This window comes from Saccharothrix tamanrassetensis, assembly GCF_014203665.1.
Classification (GTDB): Bacteria; Actinomycetota; Actinomycetes; order Mycobacteriales; family Pseudonocardiaceae; genus Actinosynnema; species Actinosynnema tamanrassetense.
Map to the genome: position 1 here is coordinate 138971 of NZ_JACHJN010000007.1, position 24119 is coordinate 163089.

Consider the following 24119-nt stretch of genomic DNA (forward strand, 5'->3'; position numbering starts at 1 on the left):
CGTTGCGACAATGGCCCGGCGACGACGGTGCGGAGGTGTGGTGGAGTTCTGGCTGCTCGGTGAGGTGACGGCGCGGAAGTCGCGCGCGGACGGGGAGTCCGCGGCCGTCGACCTCGGGCCGTCCATGCAGCGGTGCGTGCTCGCGGCGCTCGCGGTGGACGCCGGGCGGGTGGTGTCGGTCGGGAGGCTGATCGAGCGGGTGTGGGGCACCGACGCGCCGCTGCGGGTGCGGGCCACCCTGTCGAGCTACGTGTCGAGGTTGCGGCAGGTGCTCGACGGAGTCGACATCGTGTGGCGGTCCGGCGGATACGTGCTGGACGTCGACCCCTCCGCGGTGGACCTGCACCGGTTCCGGTCACTGCGCCGGAAGGGCGACGTCGACGCGCTGGCCGAGGCACTGCGCCTGTGGCGGGGCGAGGCGCTGACCGGGGTGGACGGCGAGTGGGCCGACGCGGAGCGGGAGCTGCTGCGGCAGGAGCGGTTCGGCGCGGAACTCGACCTGGTGGACGCCCGGCTGCGGCACGGCGAGGGCGAAGGACTGGTCGCCGGGCTCGCGGGGCTGGTCGCCGCGCACCCGTTGGACGAACGGCTCGCCGGGCTCTACATGCTCGCGCTGTACCGGGCGCACCGGTCCGCCGACGCCCTGGCGCACTACCACCGGCTGCGCGGCGAGTTGGGCGACCGGCTCGGGGCGGACCCCGGTGGGCCGTTGCGCGAGCTGTACCGGCGGATCCTCGCCGCCGACCCGTGCCTGGAGCCCGAACGCCCGGTCCTCCCGGCAGCCCGGCCGCCGGTACCCCGGCAGCTGCCCGCCGCGCCGACGCCGTTCGTCGGGCGGCAGGACGAGCTGGCCCGGCTGGACGACCTCGCCGGGACGGTGGTGATCTCCGCGATCGCGGGCACCGGGGGCATCGGCAAGACGTGGCTCGCGCTGCACTGGGCGCACCGCCACCTGGACCGGTTCCCCGACGGGCAGCTGTTCGTGGACCTGCGCGGGTTCGGCCCGGACGCCGACCCGGTGGACCCGGCGGCGGCCGTGCGCGGCTTCCTGGAGGCGCTGGGCGTCGACCGGGACCGCATCCCGGCCGAGCCGCACGCCCAGGCCGCGCTGTTCCGCACCACGGTCGCCGACCGCCGGATGCTGCTGGTGGTGGACAACGCCGCCGACACCGGCCAGGTCGTGCCGCTGCTGCCCGGCACCCGGTCGTGCACCGTCGTGGTCACCAGCCGCAGTCGGCTGCCCGGTCTGGTCACCCGGCACGGCGCACGGCCCCTCCCGCTCGACGTGCTGTCCGACGACGAGGCGCGGGCACTGCTCGCGGAACGCCTCGGCGCGGACCGCACGGACGCGGAGCCGGACGCGGTGGCCGAGCTGATCGCCCGCTGCGGCGGCCTCCCCCTGGCGCTGGGCATCATCGCCGGCCGCGCCCACACCGGGCCCGACCGGACGCTGGCCGCAGCGGCGCGCGAACTGCGCGAGCTGGGGCTGGACGCGCTGGACGACGGCGACCCGGCGGCCAGCCTGCCCGCCGTGCTGTCCTGGTCGTACCGGGCGCTGACCGCCGAACAGGCCGCCGTGTTCACCCTCCTGGGCATCGCACCCGGCCCCGACATCGGCGTGCCCGCCGCCGCGAGCCTCACCGGCCTGCCGCCCGCCCGCGCCGGTGCCGCCCTGCGCGGCCTGCACCAGGCGTCACTGGTCGGCCTGGACGCCTCGGGCCGCTACCGGATGCACGACGTGGTGCGCGACTACGCGGCCCGTCGGGCCCACGAACACCTGTCCGTCGCCGAGCGGACCGCCGCACTGCGCCGCGTCGTGGACTTCTACCTGCACACCGCGCACGCGGGCGACCGCCTCCTGGACCCGCACCGCAGCCCCGTCGAGCTGGAGCCAGCTGCCCCAGGCTGCACGCCGCAGCCGCTGTCCGACGACATGGTGGCGCTGGCCTGGTTCGACGCCGAGCACCCGTGCGTGCTCGCGGCGCAGACCACGGCGGTCGCGCACGGCCGTCACCAGACCGCGTGGCACCTGGCGTGGGCGCTGGTCACGTTCCACTGGCGTCGGGGCCGTTCGACCGACCAGATCGCCGCCTGGCAGGCGGCACTGACCGCCGCCGAACACCTCCCGGACCCGAAGTACCGCATCCAGGCGCACCGCCTGCTGGGTCGCGAGTACTCGGTCACCGCACAACACGACGACGCTCTGCACCACCTGCACGCGGCGCTCGGCCTGGCCGAGGGCGACCCGGTCCAGCAGGCCCGCACGCACTGGGCGCTGGCGTGGGCGTGGGAGATGCGTGGCGACGACCGTTCGGCACTGGACCACGCCACCCGAGCCCTGCACCTGCTCGACCGGTCGGACGACCCGATCGGCAAGGCCATCGCGCTCAACCAGGTCGGTTGGTTCAACGCGCGGTTGGGCGAACACGGGCCGGCCCGCACCCACTGCGAGGCGGCCTTGGCGTTGCACCGCAAGCACCACAACCGCGACGGCGAAGCCAACACGCTGGACAGCCTCGGCTACATCGCGCACGAGACCGGGCACCACGCCGAAGCCGCCGGGTACTACCGCGAGGCCATCGCCCTGTACCGGGAACTCGGCGACACCTACGAAACCGCCAGCACCCTGAACCGCCTCGGCCACACCTGTTCGGCCCAGGGGCTGCACGACGCCGCCCGCGACGCCTGGCGGGAAGCGCTGGCGCTCTATGCGGCCCAGGGACGCACCGCCGACGCGGAGAAGATGCGGCAGCAGCTCGACGAACGCGCGTAACGGGCCCACGCGGGTTTCGCACTACCGAGCCGGATCGACCGTGACACCGGCCTGGCACTGGTCATGCCGGGCAGTGTGGGGCGGCCGTGGACCGCGCCCACGTCGGGAGCCCGTCCACCGCGACCGGATCCGACGTGGGCGTACTGCGGCCTTACTCCGCACGCGAGGCGTTCAGCACGGCGCTCCACTCCGGCGCACCTGTCGCCGTCGGGGTGCCGGCCGCGGGCACGTCATCGCGGTGCGGTCCCCCCGCCGAACGGCGCGAGCAATTCCTCCACAGTGGACAGACGTCCGTTCTTCATCACCTGGCGGATGTCCGACAGGGCGGCCACGTCACGGGACGGGTCGCCCTCGGTGAACACCAGGTCGGCGAGCTTGCCCTCCTCCACGCTGCCCAGGTCGTCCTCCACCCCGAGCTGCCGGGCGGACAGCAGGGTGGCGCTCTGCAACGCCTGGAACGGCGTGACGCCGTACTTCGCCATCGCCCGCAGGTTCAGGTGCAGGCTCACCGCCATGCTGTCCAACGGCGCGTCGGTGCCCGCCAGCACGGTGCCGCCGGCCGCCAGCAGACGGGTGATCGTGCCGACGTCACGGCGTGCCTGCTCGGGCGTGCCGTCCAGGAACCCGCACGGCCCACGTCCCTGCGCGCACAGCAGCTTCGCGTACAGGGCCTGCCACTCCTGGGGGGTGTACAGGGTGCGCACCCTCGGGTCGTCGACCATGGCGGGGTCGTCGGCCAGCATCGAACCGGCGCTGAACAGCGTGGTGCTGAACGGCATCCCGCCGCGTGACGCGAGCTGGATCACGTCCTCGTACACGCCCGCCCAGGACGCGTCGCGGGCGAACCCGAAGCCCCACTTCGACGGCCCGGCGAGGTGTTCCTTCATGTCCACGCCGTGCGCGAGGCCCGGGTACAGGTAGTGCGAGGTGGTCGGGATGCCCAGGCGGTGCGCCCGCCCGGTCACCTCGGCCTGCCAGTCGAACGGGAACCGCTCGTAGGTCTTGACCAGGTCGTAGTCGAGTTCGCGGACCCTGGACAGCTCCAGCCCGAGCTGCTGCTCGCTGCGCACCGGCCGGGCGAACTCCCAGCCCACCCGCGAACCTTCCAGCATCTCGCCGGTCATGAAGAACCTGGGGCCGGTCCGGGCGCCGGCGTCCAGCGACTCCCGGTCCTCCAGCGCCCGGTACACCGGGTCGCCGGTGGAGCGGGTGGTGGTGATGCCGTAGGACAGCAGGAGCCTGCCCTGGCGGTCGCCGACGAACTTCGACCGCAGGTGCTGGTGGACGTGCATGTCCACCAAACCCGGCGTGACGGTGAGCCCGCTCGCGTCCACGAACCGCCGGCCGTCGCGCGGCCGGTCCGGGCGGTGCGGCTCGATCCGCTCGATGCGGTTGCCGTCGACCAGGATGTCCACGTCGGTGCGCGGTTCGGCGTTGCGGCCGTCCCACAGGCGTCCGGCGTGGATCACCGTCCGGGTGTTCGGCCGGTCGCGGGTGTAGGCGAGGTCCACCGGCACGTCGCGCGGCTTGCCGTTGTCCACGGCGGTCAACCGGAGCTTTCCGTTGTGCAGGTACAGCAACGTCTTCGCGTCACCCCAGCTCGGCGCGTCACTCGCCTCCCGGGTGACCTGCCGGGCCGGACCGGTCGGGTTGCCGCCGGGGCCGACCGGCAGCACCCAGATGGTGCTGTCCATGGAGAACGCGAGGAAGCGCCCGTCCGGCGACCAGATCGGGCCGTCGTCGCCGCGCGTCGACACCGAGCCGAACGGGGCGGGCTCGACGGTCTTCGTCGTCCCCGACGCCAGATCGGCCAGCATGATCTGGTTGCGCTCCGACACGCTCACGGTGAGCGCGAGGGTCCTGCCGTCCGGCGACCACGACGGCCTGCCCGGCGCGTTCTGCGGACCCAGCACACGGGTGGTCGCACCGCTCGCGACGTCGAGCGTGAAGGTCTGGTAGGCCTGGTCCTGGAAGGCCAGGGTGCGACCGTCCGGGGACCAGGTGGGCGCGACCTCTGCTCCGGGCGACGAGGTCACCCGTTGTTCGCGGCGGGAAGCCACGTCGAGCACGTACAGGTCCTCGGTGCCCGCCTTGTCCGAGGCGTAGGCGATCTTCGTGCCGTCCCGGGACCACGCCGGGTCGACCTCGTAGAACGGGTCTCGGGTCAGCTTCGTCGGCTTGCCGCCGATCGGCATCAGCCACAGGTCGTTGAGCGCCTTGAACACCACGGACCGGCCGTCCGGCGACAGCGCCGGACCGGCGATGCCGCGCACCCGCTGCGGCCGGCGGCTGTCGAAGTCGTATTCCTTGCGGTGGTAGCGATCCCGTTGGAGGGAGAACGTCGCCTTGAACGGCACGACCCGCGTGTCCCCGCTGCCGGCGTGGGAGACCGCGATGCGGCCGTTGGCGCCGTAGATCAGCTCGTCGGCGGAGAGCCAGCGCGGCGGGAAGGCGAACACGTCGTTGTAGGTGCCGACCTGGCGCACCGCGCCGCCTTCGGCGACCGCGAGCGCCCGACCGCCCTGCCCGCCGCGGACGAACGCGAGCCTGCGCCCGTCCGGCGACCACGACGGAGCCGCGATCAGCCCCGGCGAGGCCGGGACCACCGTCCGCACGGCCCCGGTCGCCAGGTCGACGCTCTCCACCGTGTTGCCCTGGACGTAGGCGATGCTCCGGCCGTCCGGCGCCCAGGTGGGCTGGGCTTCGCGGGTGGCGGCGGTCGTGATCCGCTTCAGCGCGCCGGACCGCACGTCCACGGTCCAGACGTCCTCGGTGCCCTCGCGGTCCGAGGTGAACGCGATCCGCTCGCCGTCCGGCGACCAGGCCGGGTAGAGGTCGTCGTACTCGCCGCGGGTCAGCGTCCGGGGGTTCCGGCCGTCCGCCGTCACGGTGCGGATGTGGAACATGCCGTCCACGAAGGACTGGATCGCGATCCGGCTGCCGTCCGGGGAGAACACCGGCCAGAACGGGTCGAGGAAGTCCTCGCCGATCGGCGTGGCCGTGCCACCGGAGCGCGGCATCGAGAACAGCTGTCCTTGGAGGTCGAAGACGATCGTGCCGTCACGTGGGGACACCGCCACGGCGAGGTTGGTGCCCTCGCTCACGGTGACCGTGGTGGGCGGCCGGTGGCCCCGCGCCTCGGCGGCGGTCGCCGAGGACACCGCGAGGACGCACACCAGCGCCACGCCGCCGAAGCGGCGGAGATCGGCTGTACGCATCTTGGGAACTCCTTGCGCTGGCGCGGTCGCACCGGGTGGTCCCGGTGCGACCGCGGCGAAGGTCAGAGTCCGAACGCGAGCAGGACGTTGCCGTGGTCGCTCGGGTAGGAGGGCCAGTAGCCGGACTGGACGTAGAGCATCCCGTTGGCGACCACCGCGCCCCCGTTGCCGGAGATCGAGCTGCCGCTCCCGGTCAACCCGTTGACGCCCTCGAAGTCGCGGATCGTGTCGAACTCCCAGCGCACCTTGCCGGTCGTCGAGTCGTAGATCCGCATCTTGCCGTCGTTGCTGCCCTCGTACACCAGGCCGGGACTGGTGGTCACGGCCGGTGTGTGGGCGAGTTGGCACACCCTCGGGTGCTTCGCCGCACCGCCGGTGGTGCAGCCGTCGGCCGGGTTGGGCGTCTGCCACACCACGTCGCCGTTCGCCGGGTCCAGCGAGAACACCGTGCCGGGGTTGGCCATGTACGTCGCCATGTAGAGCCGTTTGCCGTCGAAGCTGCTGCCCCACTGGATGCCGCTCAACCCGCCGCCGGGCATCGGTGTCGACAGCTGCCGCCGCCACGACACCTCGCCGGTCTTCGCGTCGAACACGTGGTAGACGCCGCTCTTCTGGCCGATGCCGACCATGGTCCTGCCGTTGGCCCGAAACAACGTCGGCGTCGCGCCGAGGTCGTAGTCCAGCGCGGTGCCGTCCTTCTGGCCGGGGCAGTAGCCCTCCGCGTCCGGGAAGCCGCACAGCAGCCGCCACGTGTCCGCCTTGGTGACCTGCTGCTTCCAGCGCGCGTTGCCGGTGCGGGCGTCCAGCGCCAGCAGGGTGTCGAAGTCACCGGTGGTGCCGGAGTACAGGTTGCCGGTGCCGACGTAGAGCGTGTCGGTGCGCTCGTCGATGACCGGCGAACTCCACACGCCCGCACCGGACGGCTCGTATCGCGTCGCACCGCTGGGCCACGTGCCGACCGCCTGCGGCTCCGGGGTGGTGAAGTAGCGCCACGCCAGGTTGCCCGTGTCGGCGTCGAACGAGTCGACGTGGCCGCGGAACGTGCAGCACGGGTAGTTGCGGTCGGGGTTGATGTTCTCGGCGCTGGACGCGCCGACGTAGATGCGGCCTTCGTGGTAGACCGGCGAACTGGTGTGCATCCCGGACGCGTGCGGCTCGGTGTCCTTGGCCCAAACGACCCGCCCGGTGCGCTGTTCCAGCGCGTACAGGAAGCCGCCGTTGTCGCCGAAGTACACCTTGCCGCGGGCCACGGTCGGCCCGTCGATCACCACTCCCCCGGTGTTCACCGTGCCGAGGTCGAACGTCCACCGGGTGGCCCCGGTCCTGGCGTCCAGGGCGTGGAACTTGCCGTCCGGGCTGCCGAAGTAGATGCCGCCGTCCGCCACCGCGGGCTGGCTCTTCGCCGGAAACCCGTTCTTCGGATAAGCGAAAGCCCACTTCAACTTCAGTTTCCCGACCGACCACGGGGCGATCCGGCGTTCCGCCGAGGCGAATCGCGAACCGGACTTGTCGCCGGTCCAGGTCGGCCAATCACCCGGCCGGTGACCGCCCGGTTCACCGCCGGCGGAGGCCGCGCCGCCGAGCAGCAGCGCGACCACACCCACCCCTGCCGAGATGCGATGTTTTCCTTTGAGCACAGGCACGTCCACTCCTCTCGGTGGGCGGCCTGGCACTCAACGTAGTGGGTTCCGACGCGGTTTCCCTCCTCCAAACAAACTAAATCGCGAAACGAGACGAGCTATCCCCGTTCGGACTGATAGCGGGCACCCGCCGCGCGCAGGCGCGAATGCACCCCGTCAAATACCACAGCACCCGAAAGAATGGCCTTGGGCAGTTTCGCGAGCATGGTGTAGTTGGTGTCCACCACGTTGCCCGCGGGCGCCAGACCCGCCTGGCTCACCAGCTGGTACGCGTCCAGGGCGTCCAGGCCGAGCAGGTCCGCGGTCCAGCCGACCAGGTCGTGCTGGCTGATCCGGAACGCGTCCTCCAGCGGGCGGGCCGAGCCGGTCGACATCAGGAACTCGTCGTCCTCCAGCCGGGGCCACGCGGTCGACGCGCCCTTGATCAGGTCGACCACGATCACCGTGGACATGGCGGCCTCCACCGCCGTGCCGCACACCTCGCCCTCGCCCTGCCGGCAGTGGCCGTCGCCGATGGAGATCAGCGCACCGGGGACGTTCACGCCGAAGTACGCCGTGGTGCCCGCGCGCATCTCCGGGGTGTCCATGTTCCCGCCGTGCGCGCCGGGGGTGATGCTCATGATCACCTCACCGGCCGCGGGCGCGACGCCGACGGTGCCGTGCATCGGGTCCAGCGGCAGCTCGACCTCGAAGTCGCCCTGCCGGGCGTGGAACCGGCACACGCCCCGGTCCACGTCCACGTCGTAGACCCACACCCGCTCCGGCAGGGCGTCGTGCAGCATCGCCGTGGTGTGGGTCGTGGTCAGCGCGCCGAAGTGCGGGAACGTCGTGGAGACCGCCCAGTCGCGGGTCGGCCGGATGTCCACGAAGTGCACCGCCACCGTGTCGCCCGGTTCCGCCCCCTCCACCGCGATCGGCCCGGTGACCGGGTTCAGGTAGGGGAACTCGCACACCCGGCTCGGCAGGTCGTCCACCCCACGCACGGCGCCGCCGAAGCAGTCCTCGGTGGTCAGCTCGACCACCGTGCCCGGCTTGACGGTCAGCAGCGGCTCCCGCCCGCCGAAGGCGTACCCCAGGTCGGACCGTTCCGGGTGCAGCCGCACGACCTCGATGCTCACTTGCCGTCCTCCTCGTTCCCGACGTTCTCCACGTTCCCACCGACGCCGGCGAGCTCCGGCCGCCGGCCCGCCACGAGCAGGCCGACCAGCACGACCGCGCCGACGCCGAGCCACACGAACCCGACGGTCTGCGCCGCCACCTTCGCGTTGATCACCACGTACGCCAGGATCCCGAACCCGACGGCCGGGGCGATCAGGTGCTTCCACCAGTTCCGGCTGCGGCGGCGGATCACGTAGTGGGTGACCACCGACACGTGCAGCACCAGGAAGGCGGTCATCGCCCCGAAGTTCACCAGCGAGCTGAGCAGCGTGATCCCGTCCTCGCGGGACTGCATGTACAGGCCGAGCACCAACGACACGCCCGCCACCAGCAGCGTGGCGTTGACCGGGATGCGGCGCGTCGGGTGCACCCTGGCCAGGAACTTCGGCAGCTGCCGGTCCCGCGCCATCGCGAACAGCAGCCGCGACGTCGCCGCCTGCGCCACCAGCGAGTTGGCGAACCCCCACGACACCGCCGTCGCCGCCGCGGTCAACGTGGCCAGCCAGCCGCCGCCGGCCGCCCGCGCCGCGTCGTAGAACGCCGTGCCGCCGCTGTCGCCGTTGGCGATCAGGCCGTCCGGGTCGGGCACGAGCAGTGCCGCCACCCAGGTCTGCACGATGAACAGCAGGCCGGTCACCACCAGCGCGGCCACCATCGACCGGCCGATGGCGCGGGCGGAGTCGCGGTTCTCCTCGGCCAGCGTGGAGATGCCGTCGAACCCCAGGAAGCTGAGCACCGCGATGGACACCGCGCCGAACACCAGCGACCACGAGAAGGTGCCGCTGTTGAACAGCGGATCGAAGCTGAAGCCGCGGCCCTTGCCCTGGGTGAGCGCCACCACGCCGATCACCAGGAAGATCGCCAGGATGATCAGCTGCGCCACCAGCATGACCCGGTTGACCTTGGCGGTCATCTCGATGCCCAGGTAGTTGACGGCGGTGTTGAGCAGCACGAACGCCACCAGCCACAGCCACACCGGGACGGCCGGCAACAGCGAGTTCATCGCCACGCCCGCGATCAGGTAGAGCAAGCCCGGCACCAGCACGTAGTCCAGCAGGATCATCCACCCGGCCAGGAACCCGACCGGTGCGCCGATCCCGCGTCCCGCGTAGGTGTAGACCGAACCGGCGATCGGGAACGCCTTGGACATCTGCGCGTACGAGCCGGCCGTGAACAGCATGGCGAGCATGCCGATGGCGTAGGCGAGCGCGACCATCCCGCCCGAGCCCTGGAACACGCTGCCGAAGATGCCGAACGGGGCGATCGGCACCATGAAGATCAGGCCGTAGACCAACAGGTCCTTGAAACCCAGGGACCGCCGCAGTTCCTGGGTGTAGCCGTAACTCTCGAGTGCCGGGTCCTGGGCCATGCCGTCCTCCTGCCACGCGCTGGTCCGGCGAAGCCTAGACAGGCTCCTTCCATTTGGAAAGATTCCGTATGGAAGTATTTTTCGCCCCGGTCGACCCCAGGTCACCACAGGTCATCGGGCGGTGACCACCGGTCGATCGGAGGGCAGTCGGTGTCCTACGGTCGCGTCCCACGGTCGATGTCCCACGGCGGTGTTCGGCAGGTGGGTGTCCGCAGTCGGTGTTCCGCCGGTCGGTGTTCCGCAGCGTCGGTGCCCCGGTCGGCGCTGCGGAGGTCAGAGCGGGGCGATCACCGTGAGGTCCAGCCCGTCCGCCCGCGCGAGGAACCCGCCCGATCGCGGCGGCCCCAGTGGCGCGGCGGCCCACGCGCCCCGATCGGCCGAGGCGAGCAGCGCCGCCGTCCCCGGCTGCGCGCCGGCGGGGGTCAACCGACCCGCAGCGGCCAGTGCGGCGGCCAGGTGCACCCCGTCGTAGCAGCCCTCGGCGTAGGCGTCGAGCACCGGAGCCCGCCCGCCGAACAGCGCCCGGTGTCGCTCGGCCAGCGCGATCCGCCGCTCGTCACCCTGCCCGGCGAACGACCGCATCGCCGCGTACAGCTCACCGGTGTCGTCGCCACCGGCCGCCAGCAGGCCGTTCTCCTCCAGCGAACCGGACAGCCGCACCACCCGCCCGGCCGGCGGCGACGCGGTGAACGCCCGGTTGAACAGCACCAGGTCCCGACCGACCAGGCTGAGCAGCACCGCGTCCGCCCGCACCCGGTCCAGCGCGGCCACGATCTCCTCCGCGTCGAACGCCGGCCCCTGGAACGGCACCAGCCGGGCCGCCACGACCTCCGCGCCGAGGCTGCGCACGATGCCCGCGGCGACCCGGTGCACCGCGCGCGGCCAGATGTAGTCGCTGCCGACCAGCGCCCAGCGCCGCAGCCGGCGCCGCTCCACCAGCCACCGCACGGCGGGCGCGAGCTGACGGCCCGGCGAGTCGCCGAGCAGCACCACGCCGGGCCGTCGCGAACCGCCCTCGTGCGGCGGGGTGAAGATGTAGGGCACCCGTCCGCCCAGCGCGGCCTCCAGCGCCCGGTGCACGTCGCTGGTGTGGAACCCGACGAACGCGTCCACCAGCCCGAGCAGGCCGGACGCGTCCCGCGCCACCTCGTGCGGCAGCCTCCCGGCGTCCACCAGCACGAGCTGCACCTGCCGTCCGGCGACGCCCGAGACGTTCAGCTCGGTGGCCGCCAGCGACGCCGCGAGCAGCCCGGACGGCCCGGTCAGCCCGAGCGCGCCGGACAGCGGCAGCAGCAGGCCGAGCCGCAGCACGCCCGGATCGGGACCGTCCACGACCACCTCCAGGCGGTCGCGCACCACCGTGCGCACGACCGCCGAGGAGTCCATGGACGGACAGTATGCTCGCTGACGAGTCCCCCGGCGAAAGGCTCGTCATGCCTGATCAGCACCGCCCCCGCCTCGCCCGCGCGGACTTGGTCGACCTGCTCACCCGCACCCAGCGCGCACTGGTCCGCGACCTCGGTTCGGTGCTGGAGGAGGAAGGCGTCACCGTCGACCAGTGGCGGGTGCTGCGCGCGCTGGCGGACGAGGAGCGCTCCATGGGCGAGCTGGCCGGCGCGCTGGAGATCCCGCACCCCACGCTCACCCGCATCGTGGACACCCTGGTCGACTCGGCGTTCCTCTACCGCTCGCAGTCCGAAGAGGACCGGCGCAAGGTCTCCGTGCACGTGTCCGACCTCGGCCAGGACAAGCTGGACCGCCTGGAGTCCCTCGCCGCGGCCCACGAGCGCGCCTTGGCCGACCGGCTCGGTCCGGACACCGTGGCCGACCTGGCGACGCTCCTGCGCGGCCTCGTGTAGCCGGAGGAGCCCCGCACCGATCGTGCGACCACGCGCTCCAAAGGTGCACGTGAAGCCGACCCGGGAGCACGGCACCCGCACGCCGGTCGGCTGCGGAATGCACCCGGTCGGGCGACGGATCGAGTCGACGATCGGGTGTTGTCGCCGCGACCTGCGGCCTCAGTCCGCGTCGTCCTCCCGGCGTCGCGAGTCGTCCACCACCGGCAGCGGGGTGGTGGCCGCCTCCGCGGCGGCTTCCGCGTCGATCACCAGTTCCGGCCCGCCCCACTGCCGTTCGGCGGACCCCAGGCGGTGCTTGCCCATCGCGTACTCCCCTCGTGCTCCCCTCGTGCTCCGGGTGCTGGTACCCGATTCGGCCGCGGTTCACACCCGGGCCCTTGGGATCCACCACCTGGAATGCGAAGATTCTTTGTCTATGCCGCAGATCACCGCCCGGGTCCGCGCCGGCTACGCGATGGGCTCCTTCGTCACCGGGGCGTTCGGCACCGTGCCCGGTCTGCTCCTGCTGCCGTACCTCACGGACAGCCTCGCCGTGCCCGCCGCCGTGGCCGGCCTGCTGGTGCTCGCGCCCAAGGCCTGGGACGTGCTGTTCAACCCGGTGGCCGGTCGGATCAGCGACCGGGCGGGTGCGCGCCGGCCGTTCCTGCTGCGTGGCGGGGTCGCGGTGGCGGTACTGTTCGCGGCGCTGTTCGCCGGACCGTTCACCGGTGCACCGGCCGCCGTGTACGTGGCTGTGGTGTTCCTGCTGTGCGCGACGGCGTACGCGTTCTTCCAGGTGCCTTACGTCGCGATGGCGGCCGAGATCACCGAGGACTACGACGAGCGCACCCGGCTGATGGCGTGGCGGATGGCGTTCCTGGCGCTGGCGATCCTGGTCAGCGGCGCGGGCGCACCCGCCGTGCGTGACCTGGTCGGTGGCTACCCGGCGGTGGGGGTCGCGGTCGGGGCGCTGATCCTCATCGGCACGGTGGCGACCGTCGCGGGCACCCGTGGCGTGCCGGCGTCCCGGCGGGTGTCGACGGCGGCCACACCGCGGGAACTCGTCGCGGCGGTGCGCGAGTCGCGGCCGTTCCGGCTGCTCCTGGCGGTGTTCGTGGTGCAGGCCGTCGGGCTGGGCACGATGTTGGCGGGCGTGGACTACTTCGCCCGACTGGTGCTCGGCGACCGGAGCCTGCAGACCCTGCTGTTCGTCGGGTTCGTCGGCCCCGCCCTGGTGGTGATGCCGCTGTGGCAACGGGTCGGGCGGCGGCGCGGCAAGCGGTTCGGGCTGGTCGCGGCGTCGCTGCTGTTCGCGGTGGCGGTGGCCGGGCTGGGCGCGGCGCGGGCGCTGCCGGTGGCGGCCGTGCTCGGGCTGATGGCCGTGGTCGGCGTCGGCTACGCCGGGATGCAGGTGTTCCCGCTGGCCATGCTCCCGGACGTGATCACCGCGCAGGAACAGCGCAGCGGCGCCACCCGCGCCGGGCTGTTCTCCGGCGTCTGGACGGCGGGCGAAACGCTCGGCCTCGCCCTCGGACCCGGTGTCTACGGCCTGGTGCTGGCCGTGGGCGGCTACGTCGCGAGCACCGACGGCGCCGCCGTGCAGTCGCCCGGAGCGGTGTCCGCCGCGCTGATCGGCTTCACCGCCATCCCGGCCGTGCTCGCGGTCGTCGCCCTTCCCCTGCTGCCCCGCGAGGAGTCCGCATGACCGCACCCGACGACGTCCTGGCCGAACTGCGCGCCCTGCGCGCGGGCGACCTGCCCACCCACGGCGGGCGCACGCTGGCCTACGTCTACGACAGCGCCCTGCCCGGCCTGGACGACCTGGCGGCGCAGGCCCACGCGCTGGCGTCCTCGGTGAACGGCCTGGACCCGACCGCGTTCCCGAGCCTGCTGCGGCTGGAGAACGACGTCGTCGCCACCGCCGCCCGCCTGCTCGGCGGCACGCCCGCCACGGTCGGCACGGTCACCTCCGGCGGCACCGAGTCGTGCCTGCTCGCGGTGCTCGCCGCACGCGAGTCCCGGCCGGACCTCGGCCCGGCGTCGATCGTGCTGCCGGAGACCGCGCACGCCGCGTTCCACAAGGCCGCCCACTACTTCGGGGTGCGGGTGATCGCCGTGCCGGTCGACCCGGTGACGTTCCGCGCCGACCCGGACGCCATGGCCGCCGCGATCGCCGACGACACCGTGCTGGTCGTGGTCAGCGCGCCGTCGTACGCGCACGGCGTGGTCGATCCGGTCACGCCGATCGCAGCCGCGGCAGCGGCACGCGGCGTGCGGTGCCATGTGGACGCCTGCATCGGCGGCTGGATCCTGCCGCACGCCGACGTCGCGCCGTTCGACTTCTCCGTGCCGGGGGTCACCAGCATGTCGGTGGACCTGCACAAGTACGCGTACTGCCCCAAGGGCACCTCCGTGCTGCTGCACGCCGACGCCGACCTGCGCCGCCCCCAGTACTTCGCGAGCGCCGACTGGCCCGGCTACACGATGCTGAACTCCACCACGCAGTCCACCCGCTCCGGCGGCCCGCTCGCCGCCGCGTGGGCGGTTCTGCGGCACATCGGCGAGGACGGCTACCGCGACCTCGCACGCCGCACGTTGGCCAGTGCGCGCGTGATCCGGGACGGCATCGCCGAGATCGACGGCTTGCGCGTGCTGGGCGAACCCGAGTCCACGCTGATCGCGGTCACCGCGACCCGTGACGACTTCGACGTGTTCACCGTGGCCGACGAGATGCGCGCCCGGAAGTGGTACGTGCAGCCCCAGTTCGCCTACCGCTCCTCCCCCGCCAACCTGCACCTGACCGTGACGGCGGCGAACGTCGGCGGTGAAGCGGAACTGCTGGCCGACCTGCGCGACTCGGTGCGTGCCGCGGCCGACGCCGGGCCGGTCCGAGTGGCACCCGAGGTGGTCGCCGCCATCGGCGCGCTGGACCCGTCCTCGTTGACACCGCAGGAGTTCGCCGGTCTGCTCGCGGCGGCGGGGTTCGGCGGCGACGCCGTCCTGCCGGACCGGATGGCCACCGTCAACACGCTGCTGGCGGCGGCGTCGCCCGCGTTGCGGGAACGGCTCCTCGTCGAGTTCCTCGGCACCCTGTACTCCTGAGGGCTCAGCGGCTCAGCGGTACGTGTTCCGGCTGGTCGCTCGTGCGACGCCACTCCACGGCTGCCTCCTCCCGGACGGGTTTGTGCCCGCCACCGTCCGGTTGACACCCTGGGCACATGGAGAACTGGCGGGTACTGCTGCTCGGTGGCGCGTCGGGCAGCGGCAAGAGCGCGCTGTCCTACCCGGTCGCGCGGGCGCGTGGTGCGGCGCTGGTGGAGGTGGACGACCTGGTCGTCGCGCTCCAGAGCATGACCACGGCGGACCGGCAGCCCGCACTGCACTACTGGCTGGGGCGCTCTGACGCGGGGATGTCCGCCGACCAGGTGCTCGACGCGCAGGTGGCGTTGGCGCGAGCGTTGGCCCCGGCGCTGGAGGCGGTGATCACCAACCACCTGGAGACCGACCTGCCACTCGTGCTGGAGGGCGACTACCTGCTGCCCGAGTTCTGCGCGAAGTGGACCGGTGGGGACGTGCGGTCCGTCTTCGTCCACGAGCCCGATGCGGCACAGCTCGAACGCAACTACCTGCGACGCGAACCCGACAGCGGCGCGCAGCGCAAGCGAGCGCTCGACAGCGCCCACTACGGCGACTGGCTCGCCGCCGAAGCCGCCCGCCACCGCCTGCCGGTGATCACCGCGCGGCCGTGGTCCGACGCACTCGACCGGCTGACCGACGCGGTCCGACAGCCGTGATCTACCCAAGAGACCGCCGGTCCGTTATTTGCTAGCCTCGCGGACGTGGAGTTCCGGCGGGCCAGGCGACCCGAGCAGGTGGCGGCGCGGCGCGCCGCGATCCTGGACACCGCCGAGGCCATGCTCGCCGACCGCCCGGTCGCCGGGATCAGCCTGCGCGAGCTCAGCTGCGAGGTCGGTCTGGCCAGGTCGAACGTGCTGCGCTACTTCGACAGCCGGGAGGCGATCTTCCTGGAGGTGCTGGACCGCCGTTGGTCGGCGTGGCTGGACGAGGTCGAGCCGCTGGTCCGCGCGGCGCGGGCCGAGCCCGTCCCCTATGGCCGGGCGATCGCCGTCGCGACCGCGCTGGCCTCCTCGCTGCTGCGCCACCCGCTGCTGTGCGAGCTGGTCAGCGGCACGGCCGGCGTGCTGGAACGCGACATCGGCATCGAGTCCGCCCGTGCCCGCGAAGCCAGGGCCACCGCGAACACCGACCGCCTGGCCGACCTGGTCCGGGGTGAACTGCCGCAGCTGGACCGAGCGGGCGCGACGCACTTCGCCACCGCGGTGGTGGTCATCACGGCAGGCCTGTGGCCGTCTGCCCGGCCCGCCGAGGCGGTGGCGCGGGCGGGCGCCGAACCGGGTCGTCCACCCGCCGCCGAGGCCTTCGCGACCGCGCTCACCGAAGGTCTGGTCAACCAGCTCATCGGACTGGTCGTCCGCTCCAGCTGACCGGCGTACCCTGGTTGAGACCACTGGTCTTTAAAGTCACGGAGACGTTCATGGCCGACACCGGCGCCGCCCCGGCGACCAGCGCACCACCCCGGTCCGCCACCCGACGGCGCATCGTGTTCGGCGTAGTCCTGTTCGTCGTCACGAGCCTGCTGTTCTGGGTGCCGTGGGCGGGGCTGTTCGCGCCGAGCGCCGAGTGGCCGCTACCGGTGATGGTCGCGGGCACCGCGTTGTTCGCCGTGGGCTACGTGGCGTTCCCGGTCCTGCTCATCCGCTCGCTCGGGCGTCGCCGCTCGGACCGGGCCGCGAAGGTCGCGCTGCCGTTGCTCGGCTTCGTCTGGATCGCGTTCGCCTGGACGCTGGTGACCGATCTGCTGCGCCTCGTCCTCGCGGTGGCGGGCGTGGAGAACCCGTTCCGCTCACGGCTCATCGCGGTGTCGCTGGCCGTGATCATCGTGGTGCTGGCCGTCCACGGAGTGCGGGAGGCCATGCGGGTGCCGCGCGTCCGGAGGGCGGACATCGTGTTGCCGCGCATGGACAAGGCGTTCGACGGGCTCACCGTCGCGGTGCTGGCGGACACCCACTACGGGCCCATCGACCGCACCAAGTGGTCCGAGGGTCTGGTCGAGGTCGTCAACGAGCTGCGCGCGGATGTCGTCGTGCACGTGGGCGACCTGGCGGACGGCACGGTGGCGCAGCGGCGCGGCCAGGCGGCCCCGCTGGCGGACGTGCGGACGCCGCAACGGTTCTACGTCTCCGGCAACCACGAGTACATCAGCAACGCGCAGGCCTGGATGGAGCACATGGCCGAGCTGGGCTGGAGCAGCCTGCACAACCAGCACCGGGTGCTGGAGCGGGACGGCGCACGGCTGGTGTTCGCGGGCGTCGACGACATCACCGCCGTGCACTCGGGCGAGGAGGGCCACGCCGCCGACCTGGACGCCGCCCTCGCGGGGGTCCGGCCCGACGACCCGGTGGTGCTGCTGGCACACCAGCCCAGCGAGATCGGCAAGGCCGTCGCGGCGGGCGTGGACCTGCAACTGTCCGGGCACACGCACGGCGGGCAGATCTGGCCGTTCCACCTCCTGGTGCGCCTCCAGCAGCCGGTGCTGTCCGGACTGAGCAGGCACGGCGAGCGCACTCGGCTGTGGACCAGTCGGGGCGCGGGTTTCTGGGGTCCGCCGTTCCGCGTCTTCGCGCCCGGCGAGGTCTCCCTGCTGACGCTGCGGTCCGCCTGACGGGAAGCGTGCGACCCGGCTGAGCCCCGGACTGCCCGGGCCGACCGGGCGCGTCCATTGTGGACCCTGATGGTTCGGCGGGCCCGGCCGGCGCGCCGGCGTTGCCGGTCCGCGAGGTAAATCGATTCCGAGCGCCGGAACGCGCGCATTGCGGTGACCGATCGACCACGCCGAGCGACGACCCATAGTAAATACAAATAAGGTGCGCTCGGATCGTCAAATGAACGGTTCGACCGTTCAGTGGATTCCAGTAATGTCCGCCGGACGCGTAGCTTTGAGCGAACGGCAACCGCCCGCAGGCGGAGGGCAGGAGATAACGACATGGGTGTCGAGGTCGCGGATAACCGTGTATTCCTGGTCGTGGTGAACAACGAGGAGCAGTACTCGGTCTGGTTCGCCGACCGGGAGCTCCCACTGGGGTGGCGAGCCGAGGGGACCACGGGTACCAGGGAAGAGTGCCTGGACCACATCGCCCGGGTGTGGACCGACCTGCGCCCGCGCAGTGTCCGCGAGCACCTGGCCGACCACCGGGGCTGAGCGCCCGGTGAATTGACCGCACACCCGTAAAGTGGCTGTCCGCAGGCTGCCCGGAAATAGCCGGGAAATCGGCCCGCGGACTGGCCGCACATTTAGTGGGGAGGCTTTGGTGTACACGGATCCGGTGGTCCGGACCGCGCCCGCACTGCCGTTGCAACGCGGCATGATCGCGGCCGGCCTGCGCGACCCCGAAGCGGGCACGGATGTGATCCAGTGCGTGCAGCACTTCGCCGCGCCGTTCGACACCGAGGCATATGTGGGGGCCTGGCGGGCGGCGGTCGAGCGCCACCCGATCCTGCGCACCCGCTTCCGCTGGCGGCCCGACGGCGCGGCCGAGCAGGTGCCCGGCCCGGCGGCCGACGTGCCGATCGTGGTGGACGACTCGGTCACCGACCTGGCCGCGTTCCTGGCGGCGGACCGGAAAGCGGGCGTCGACCCGGTTGCCGGACCGCCGCTGCGGCTGCGCGCGCTGCCCGGGAACGTCGTGGTGGCGACGTTCCACCACGCGATCCTGGACGGCCGGTCACTGGCGATCCTGCTGTCGGAGATAGACGATGCCTATGCCTCGCGCGGTCGGGCGGAGTTCGCGCCACGGCCCGAGTTCGCCGACTACGCCCGCTGGTACGCCGAACGCACCGCGCCGGACAACCCCCTCGCCCGTGCCGACGAACGGTTCTGGGCGGCCGAACTCGCCGGGATGCCCGAGCCGGGACTGCTGCCGCTGGAGCACGGTGGCAGCGGAACGCCGGTCATGGGCACCGCCGGGCTCGACCTGTCCGACGCGGAGACCGCCGCCGTGCGGGCACTGGCCGCCGACGCCGGCGTCACCGTCAACACGGTCGTGCTGGCCGCTTGGGGCCTGCTGCTGACCACGCACTCCGGTTCCGGCGAAACGGTGTTCGGCGTGACCCGCGCGGCCCGGCACGGTTCCGTCGCGGGCGCGGACGACATGGTGGGCCTGCTGCTCGCCACCGTCCCGCTGCGGCTGCCGGTGGATCGGGACGTGCCGGTGGCGGAGTGGTTGCGCACCGTCCGGGAACGGTCCGTGGCCGCCCGCGACCACCAGCTCAGCCCACTGCCCGACATCCAGCGCGCCGCGGGCCACGACACCCTGATGCGCAGTCTCGTGCTGTTCGAGCACCGCGAGATCAACACCGTGCTGTCCGCCCGGCCGAACGCCCCGCGGGGACGTCGGGTCCGCATCCTCCGCAGCCCGGGTTACGCCATGACGCTCTACGCGTTCGCCGAGCCGCATTTGAGCCTGCAACTCATCCACGACGTCACCCGGTTCCCCGACTGGGCACCGGAAACCCTGCTCGGCCAGTTCCGCGACCTGGTGGCGGGCATGGCGGAAGCTCCCGGGCGCCCGGTGCGCGAACTGGCCGAACCGCGTGGCGCGGAACGGGTGCGCGTGGTGGAGAAGTGGAACGACACCGCCGTGGAGTACCCGGCGGAGGCGACCGTGCCGGCGCTGTTCGCCGAGCAGGTGCGGCAGCGCCCGGACGCCGACGCCGTGTACGCCGAGGGCGGTTGGCTCAGCTACGCCGAACTCGACGCGCGGTCCAACCGGCTGGCGCACACGTTGATCGAACGCGGCGCGAGACCCGACCGCCCGGTGGGCCTGGCGCTGCCGCGCGGAGCGGGGCTGGTGACCGCGATGCTCGCCGTGCTCAAGACCGGCGCGGCCTACCTCCCGCTGGACCCGGCGAACCCGGCCGCACGCGATGCGGTGGCGTTGCGCGAATCCGGCACCACGCTGGTGGTCACCGACCAGGCCCGTGCGCTGCCCGACGGGGTGTCGGGAGTCCGGCTGTCCGAAGTGGACGGACCCGATGCGCCGGTTCCACCGGTGGCGCACCCGTTGAGCGTGGCGTACATCAACTACACGTCCGGGTCGACCGGCAAGCCCAAGGGTGTGGCCGTGCCGCACCGGGGCGTGGTGCGGCTGGTCACGCGTCCGACGTTCGCCCGGTTCGGTCCGGGGCAGACGTTCCTGCACCTGTCGGCGACCGCGTTCGACCTGACCACGCTGGAGGTGTGGGGCGCGCTGCTGACCGGCGGCCGGGTGGTGGCCGCGCCGGAAGGTCCGCCCGACCCCGCCGTGCTGGCGAAGGTGCTGCGCGAGCACCGGGTCAGCGTGCTCTGGCTGACGGCCGGGCTGTTCCACCAGCTCGTGGCGCACGCCCCGGACGCGTTGGAGTCGGTAGACCAGCTGCTCGCGGGTGGTGACGTGCTCGCTCCGGACGCCGTCCGCACGGCGCTCGTGGCACGCCGCGGCAAGCCGGTCGTCAACGGCTACGGGCCGACCGAGAACACCACCTTCACGTCGTGCCACGTGCTGACCGATCCGCGGCAGGTCGGCACGAGCGTGCCGATCGGCCGCCCGATCCAGCAGAGCACGGCCTACGTGCTGGACGAACGGCTGCGGCCGGTGCCGGTCGGCGCACCCGGCGAGCTGTACACCGGCGGCGCGGGGCTGGCCCGCGGCTACTGGGCCGACCCGGCGCTGACCGCCGCCAAGTTCGTGCCCGACCCGTTCGGCATCGAGCCCGGCGGACGGCTGTACCGCACCGGCGACCTGGCGCGGTGGCGCCCGGACGGGGTGCTGGAGTTCCTGGGGCGCGCGGACCAGCAGGTGAAGGTGCGCGGGTTCCTGGTCGAACCCGCCGAGGTGGAGAGCGCGCTCCGCGAGCACGCCGGCGTCGCCGAAGCGGCCGTCATCCCCGTCGGTGACGGCGACGCCCGGCACCTGGTGGCCTACGTGGTGGGCGGCGTGGCGGCGGAGTCCCTGCGCCGGCACGTCGAACAGCGGCTGCCCGCCTACCTGTGCCCCGCCCGGTACGTGAGCCTGCCCGAACTGCCGCTCAACCGCAGCGGCAAGGTCGACCGGGCCGCACTGCGGTCGATCCGCGGCGACGGAGAACGCCGCACCGCGCGGACCGCTCCGGCGGACGGCACGCAACAACGGCTCGCCCGACTGTGGCAGGTGCTGCTGGGCCACGAAGACGTGTGCGCGGAGGACGACTTCTTCGCCGTCGGCGGCAATTCGCTGCTGGCGGTCCGACTGGCGTTCCGGGTGCGGGAGGAGTTCGGCGTCGAAGTGCCGGTGGCCGACCTGCACCGCGCACGGACGCTGACGGCGTGTGCCGTCGTCATCGACAACGCGCAGACGGCCGAAGTCGGCGACGGGATCGTCCGCCGCGACCGGACCGCCTACCTGGTTCCCGCCCCACGCACGTCCGCTCAGGCGACGACCCCGGCGGTGGCGAACCCGGTCGAGCCCGAGGACGCGGGCGCCACCGGCCGGACCGTCGCCGACCACCTCGTGCTGCCGAGGGGCACCGGGAACTGGGCGGCGTGGCGGTGGGTCGAGTTGCGCGGCACCGGGTTCGGGATCGAACCGCTGCTCGCGGTGGCCAGCCCCGACGCCGCACGGGCCGCCGAGAGCGTGCTGATCGCCGACGACGCGCTCGGCGAGGCGCGCTGGGCGGCGTTCCGGGTGCTGCGGGCCGTGGAGGACGAGGCCGAGGGCGACGCGCGGTCGGCGTTGCGCCGGATCGGCAGGCTGGTGCGCAAGGGGCGGTTCGCCGAGGCACGCGGCGCGCTGCAGGACGTGCCGGAGGTCGACGCGGCGCTGGCCCACGCCGCCGAGGCCGCCGAGCACCGGGAAGCCGCACTCGCCGACTACACCGCACGCTTCGAGCAGGGCCGCCGCGCCGCCGCCGACGTGCTGCACCGGGTGAGCGGCGACGCGAAGTTCCGGGAGGCCGTCGCCTGGCAGAACCCGCGTGCCCTGCAGACGGCCGTGGACGCGCTGCACAAGGCGCTCAGCGGGCAGCGCAGCACCGGCCGCAACGTGGACTACCGGCGGTGGGAGCACACCGTCGTCAGCTACCTCCAGCGGTACTGCGCCAAGAACGACACCATCGGGTTCTTCGGCCCGGTGGGCTGGGCACGGGTGGACGACGACGCCACCGAGGCGCTGATCGCCCGGCCGGGGGAAGGGCTGGTCGACAAGCGGACCGTCTACCTGGAGAACTGGGCCGTCCACCAGCTCGCCGAGACGCTGACCACCGAGGCCGTGCGGCCGTGGGCGGTGCCCCGGCGGATGCCGTTCGTGGACATCGTCGGAGACACGCTGCACGTGCCGCTCGCCGGTCCGATCCGACTGCCCGCACTGGATGCCGCCGTGCTCGCCGCCTGTGACGGGCAGCGGCGGGCCTGGGACGTCGCCGAGCACGTGGGCGCGGACCGCGCGGTGGTGTTCGCGGTGCTGGAGCGGCTGCGCCAGGCCAAGCGGATCGCGTGGACGCTGGAGGTGCCGCCGTCCGCGCTGGTGCCGGAACTGGCGCTGCGCGGCCAGATCGACGGCATCGACGACCCCGAGGTGCGGGCACCGGTCGCGGCGGCGCTGGACGAGGTGGTGGCCGGCCGGGACAGGGTGGCCGCCGCCGTCGGCGACCCGGACCGGTTGGTGCGCGCGATCGGCGACCTGCACGAGAGGTTCACCGAGATCACCGGCGCGGCGGCCGTGCGCCGCCCCGGCCTGTTCTACGCGGGCCGGACGCTCGTGCACGAGGAGTGCCGCCGCGACCTGGAGGTGACCCTCTCCCCCGCCCTGCTGGACACGTTGTGGCCGTCGCTGGAGCTGGTGCTGGAGGCCGCGCGCTGGTTCACCTGCGCGGGTTCGGCGTTGTACACGAGGGCTCTCAAGGAGGTGTTCCGGGACCACGCGGGCGGGCGCGGGTCCGTGCGGCTGGCGGACTTCTGGCTGTGGGCCAACGACACCATCTTCCGGCTGGACGACCGGGTGGTCGGTCGGCTGGTCACCGCGCTGCAATCCCGGTGGGCCGAGGCGCTCGGCCCACACGACCCGACCGCCCGGCACGTCGAGCACTCCGCCGCGGACGCCCGGGACGCCGTGCTGCGGCTGTTCGCCGCGCCCCGGCCGGGGTGGCGTGGTGCGGTGCAGCACAGCCCGGACGTGTTGATCTCGGCTCGTGACGCGGAGGCCGTGCGGACCGGCGACTACCAGTGGGTGCTCGGCGAGGTGCACCCCGGCGTGAACACCATGCGGTCGGCGCTGTTCGTGTCGCAGCACCCCGACCCGACCCAGTTGTACGACGCGATGGCACGGGACATGGCCGGTCCGCGGGTCGTCCTGAGCACCACCCGCGAGCAGGGCGGCACGCCGCAGCGGCTCGCGGACGCGCTGGTGCTGCCCGGCGACCTCCGGATCGTGTTCGGGCACGACTCGTGCGGACCCGATCTGCGGGGTGCGATCCCGGTCGGCGAGTGCGAGGTGGTGGACGACAACGGGCGGCTGTTCGCCCGCAGCCGGGACGGCCGGGTCGACCTGGAGGTCGCCGAACTGCTCAGCGAGCAGATCATGGCGCAGCTGGTGCAGCGGTTCCGGCTGCTGCCCGCCGGCGACCACACGCCCCGGGTGAGCCTGGACCGGCTGGTGGTGGCACGGGAGAGCTGGCTGCTGCCGGCGTCGCGGTCCCGGTTCGCGTTCGCCGCCGACGAGCCCGGCCGGTTCCTCGGCGCGCAGGAGTGGCGGCGGGAGCACGGCATTCCGCGGTTCGTGTTCGTCAAGAGCCCCGTCGAGCACAAGCCGTTCTACGTGGACCTGGAGAGCGGGCCGTCGGTCGAGCTGTTCGCCCACGCCGTGCGCGCGCTGGAGCGCGAGCAGCCGGACGCGCCGATGGGCGTCGGCGAGATGCTGCCCGGACCGGATCGGCTGTGGCTCACCGACGCCGGCGGCAACCGGCACACCGCGGAGTTCCGACTGGTCGCGGTGGATCGCAGGGGTTGGCACAAGGGAGGGACGCGGTGAGCAC

General features: G+C 72.9%; 15 protein-coding genes. 9 read left to right on the forward strand and 6 right to left on the reverse strand.

Annotation, left to right across the window (positions count from 1 at the left end; all coding sequences use genetic code 11):
* Positions 1 to 40 precede the first annotated feature (40 nt).
* Complete coding sequence (locus FHS29_RS22730; RefSeq protein ID WP_312865047.1) at positions 41 to 2773, forward strand: AfsR/SARP family transcriptional regulator; 2733 nt, start codon at positions 41 to 43, stop codon at positions 2771 to 2773.
* A 230-nt stretch (positions 2774 to 3003) separates the two neighbouring features.
* Here FHS29_RS22730 and FHS29_RS22735 read toward each other — a convergent pair whose 3' ends face one another.
* From FHS29_RS22735 to FHS29_RS22755, 5 genes are all read right to left on the reverse strand, one after another.
* Entirely contained in the window at positions 3004 to 5991 is a 2988-nt protein-coding gene (locus FHS29_RS22735) for an amidohydrolase family protein (protein ID WP_184693624.1), read from the reverse strand.
* A gap of 62 nt (positions 5992 to 6053) precedes the next feature.
* Complete coding sequence (locus tag FHS29_RS22740; protein WP_184694129.1) at positions 6054 to 7628, reverse strand: outer membrane protein assembly factor BamB family protein; 1575 nt, start codon at positions 7626 to 7628, stop codon at positions 6054 to 6056.
* Between the two features lie 101 nt (positions 7629 to 7729).
* The gene (locus FHS29_RS22745) at positions 7730 to 8749 is read right to left on the reverse strand and encodes an acetamidase/formamidase family protein (protein WP_184693626.1); all 1020 of its coding nucleotides are present in this window, start codon (positions 8747 to 8749) and stop codon (positions 7730 to 7732) included.
* Entirely contained in the window at positions 8746 to 10158 is a 1413-nt protein-coding gene (locus tag FHS29_RS22750; protein WP_184693627.1) for an APC family permease, read from the reverse strand. The genes FHS29_RS22745 and FHS29_RS22750 overlap by 4 nt, the downstream gene beginning before the upstream one ends.
* Before the next feature lie 273 nt (positions 10159 to 10431).
* Entirely contained in the window at positions 10432 to 11544 is a 1113-nt protein-coding gene (locus tag FHS29_RS22755) for an ABC transporter substrate-binding protein (protein ID WP_184693629.1), read from the reverse strand.
* 47 nt (positions 11545 to 11591) lie between these two features.
* On the opposite strand from FHS29_RS22755, the gene FHS29_RS22760 reads away from it, so the two are divergent.
* On the forward strand, positions 11592 to 12017 hold the full coding sequence (locus FHS29_RS22760; protein WP_246440704.1) for a MarR family winged helix-turn-helix transcriptional regulator: 426 nt from the start codon (positions 11592 to 11594) through the stop codon (positions 12015 to 12017).
* Positions 12018 to 12176: 159 nt separating this feature from the next.
* On the opposite strand, the gene FHS29_RS22765 is transcribed toward FHS29_RS22760, so the two are convergent.
* Complete coding sequence (locus tag FHS29_RS22765) at positions 12177 to 12320, reverse strand: hypothetical protein (protein WP_184693633.1); 144 nt, start codon at positions 12318 to 12320, stop codon at positions 12177 to 12179.
* Between the two features lie 112 nt (positions 12321 to 12432).
* Between FHS29_RS22765 and FHS29_RS22770 the strand changes: the two genes are divergently transcribed.
* The 7 genes from FHS29_RS22770 to FHS29_RS22800 all read left to right on the forward strand — a co-directional run bounded on the left by FHS29_RS22770 (position 12433) and on the right by FHS29_RS22800 (position 24115).
* The gene (locus tag FHS29_RS22770) at positions 12433 to 13701 is read left to right on the forward strand and encodes an MFS transporter (RefSeq protein WP_184693635.1); all 1269 of its coding nucleotides are present in this window, start codon (positions 12433 to 12435) and stop codon (positions 13699 to 13701) included.
* A complete protein-coding gene (locus FHS29_RS22775) occupies positions 13698 to 15098 on the forward strand; it encodes a pyridoxal phosphate-dependent decarboxylase family protein (protein ID WP_184693637.1) in 1401 nt (466 codons plus the stop codon). Before FHS29_RS22770 ends, FHS29_RS22775 begins: the two co-directional genes overlap by 4 nt.
* 116 nt (positions 15099 to 15214) lie before the next feature.
* A complete protein-coding gene (locus FHS29_RS22780; RefSeq protein WP_184693639.1) occupies positions 15215 to 15790 on the forward strand; it encodes a hypothetical protein in 576 nt (191 codons plus the stop codon).
* Positions 15791 to 15835: 45 nt separating this feature from the next.
* Positions 15836 to 16501: a TetR/AcrR family transcriptional regulator gene (locus FHS29_RS22785; RefSeq protein ID WP_184693641.1), complete on the forward strand. Its 666-nt coding sequence runs from the start codon at positions 15836 to 15838 to the stop codon at positions 16499 to 16501.
* A gap of 533 nt (positions 16502 to 17034) precedes the next feature.
* The gene (locus tag FHS29_RS38505) at positions 17035 to 17739 is read left to right on the forward strand and encodes a metallophosphoesterase (RefSeq protein ID WP_376774461.1); all 705 of its coding nucleotides are present in this window, start codon (positions 17035 to 17037) and stop codon (positions 17737 to 17739) included.
* A gap of 321 nt (positions 17740 to 18060) precedes the next feature.
* Positions 18061 to 18276: an MbtH family protein gene (locus FHS29_RS22795; RefSeq protein ID WP_184693645.1), complete on the forward strand. Its 216-nt coding sequence runs from the start codon at positions 18061 to 18063 to the stop codon at positions 18274 to 18276.
* Between the two features lie 109 nt (positions 18277 to 18385).
* Entirely contained in the window at positions 18386 to 24115 is a 5730-nt protein-coding gene (locus FHS29_RS22800) for a non-ribosomal peptide synthetase (RefSeq protein ID WP_184693647.1), read from the forward strand.
* Positions 24116 to 24119 lie beyond the last annotated feature (4 nt).

Coding starts and splice junctions, on each gene's coding strand:
- FHS29_RS22735 (WP_184693624.1), bottom strand. CDS start 5,991: ATGCGTACAGCCGATCTCCGCCGCTTCGGCGGCGTGGCGCTGGTGTGC.
- FHS29_RS22750 (WP_184693627.1), bottom strand. CDS start 10,158: ATGGCCCAGGACCCGGCACTCGAGAGTTACGGCTACACCCAGGAACTG.
- FHS29_RS22755 (WP_184693629.1), bottom strand. CDS start 11,544: ATGGACTCCTCGGCGGTCGTGCGCACGGTGGTGCGCGACCGCCTGGAG.
- FHS29_RS22760 (WP_246440704.1), top strand. CDS start 11,592: ATGCCTGATCAGCACCGCCCCCGCCTCGCCCGCGCGGACTTGGTCGAC.
- FHS29_RS22765 (WP_184693633.1), bottom strand. CDS start 12,320: ATGGGCAAGCACCGCCTGGGGTCCGCCGAACGGCAGTGGGGCGGGCCG.
- FHS29_RS22770 (WP_184693635.1), top strand. CDS start 12,433: ATGCCGCAGATCACCGCCCGGGTCCGCGCCGGCTACGCGATGGGCTCC.
- FHS29_RS22775 (WP_184693637.1), top strand. CDS start 13,698: ATGACCGCACCCGACGACGTCCTGGCCGAACTGCGCGCCCTGCGCGCG.
- FHS29_RS22780 (WP_184693639.1), top strand. CDS start 15,215: ATGGAGAACTGGCGGGTACTGCTGCTCGGTGGCGCGTCGGGCAGCGGC.
- FHS29_RS38505 (WP_376774461.1), top strand. CDS start 17,035: ATGGACAAGGCGTTCGACGGGCTCACCGTCGCGGTGCTGGCGGACACC.
- FHS29_RS22795 (WP_184693645.1), top strand. CDS start 18,061: ATGGGTGTCGAGGTCGCGGATAACCGTGTATTCCTGGTCGTGGTGAAC.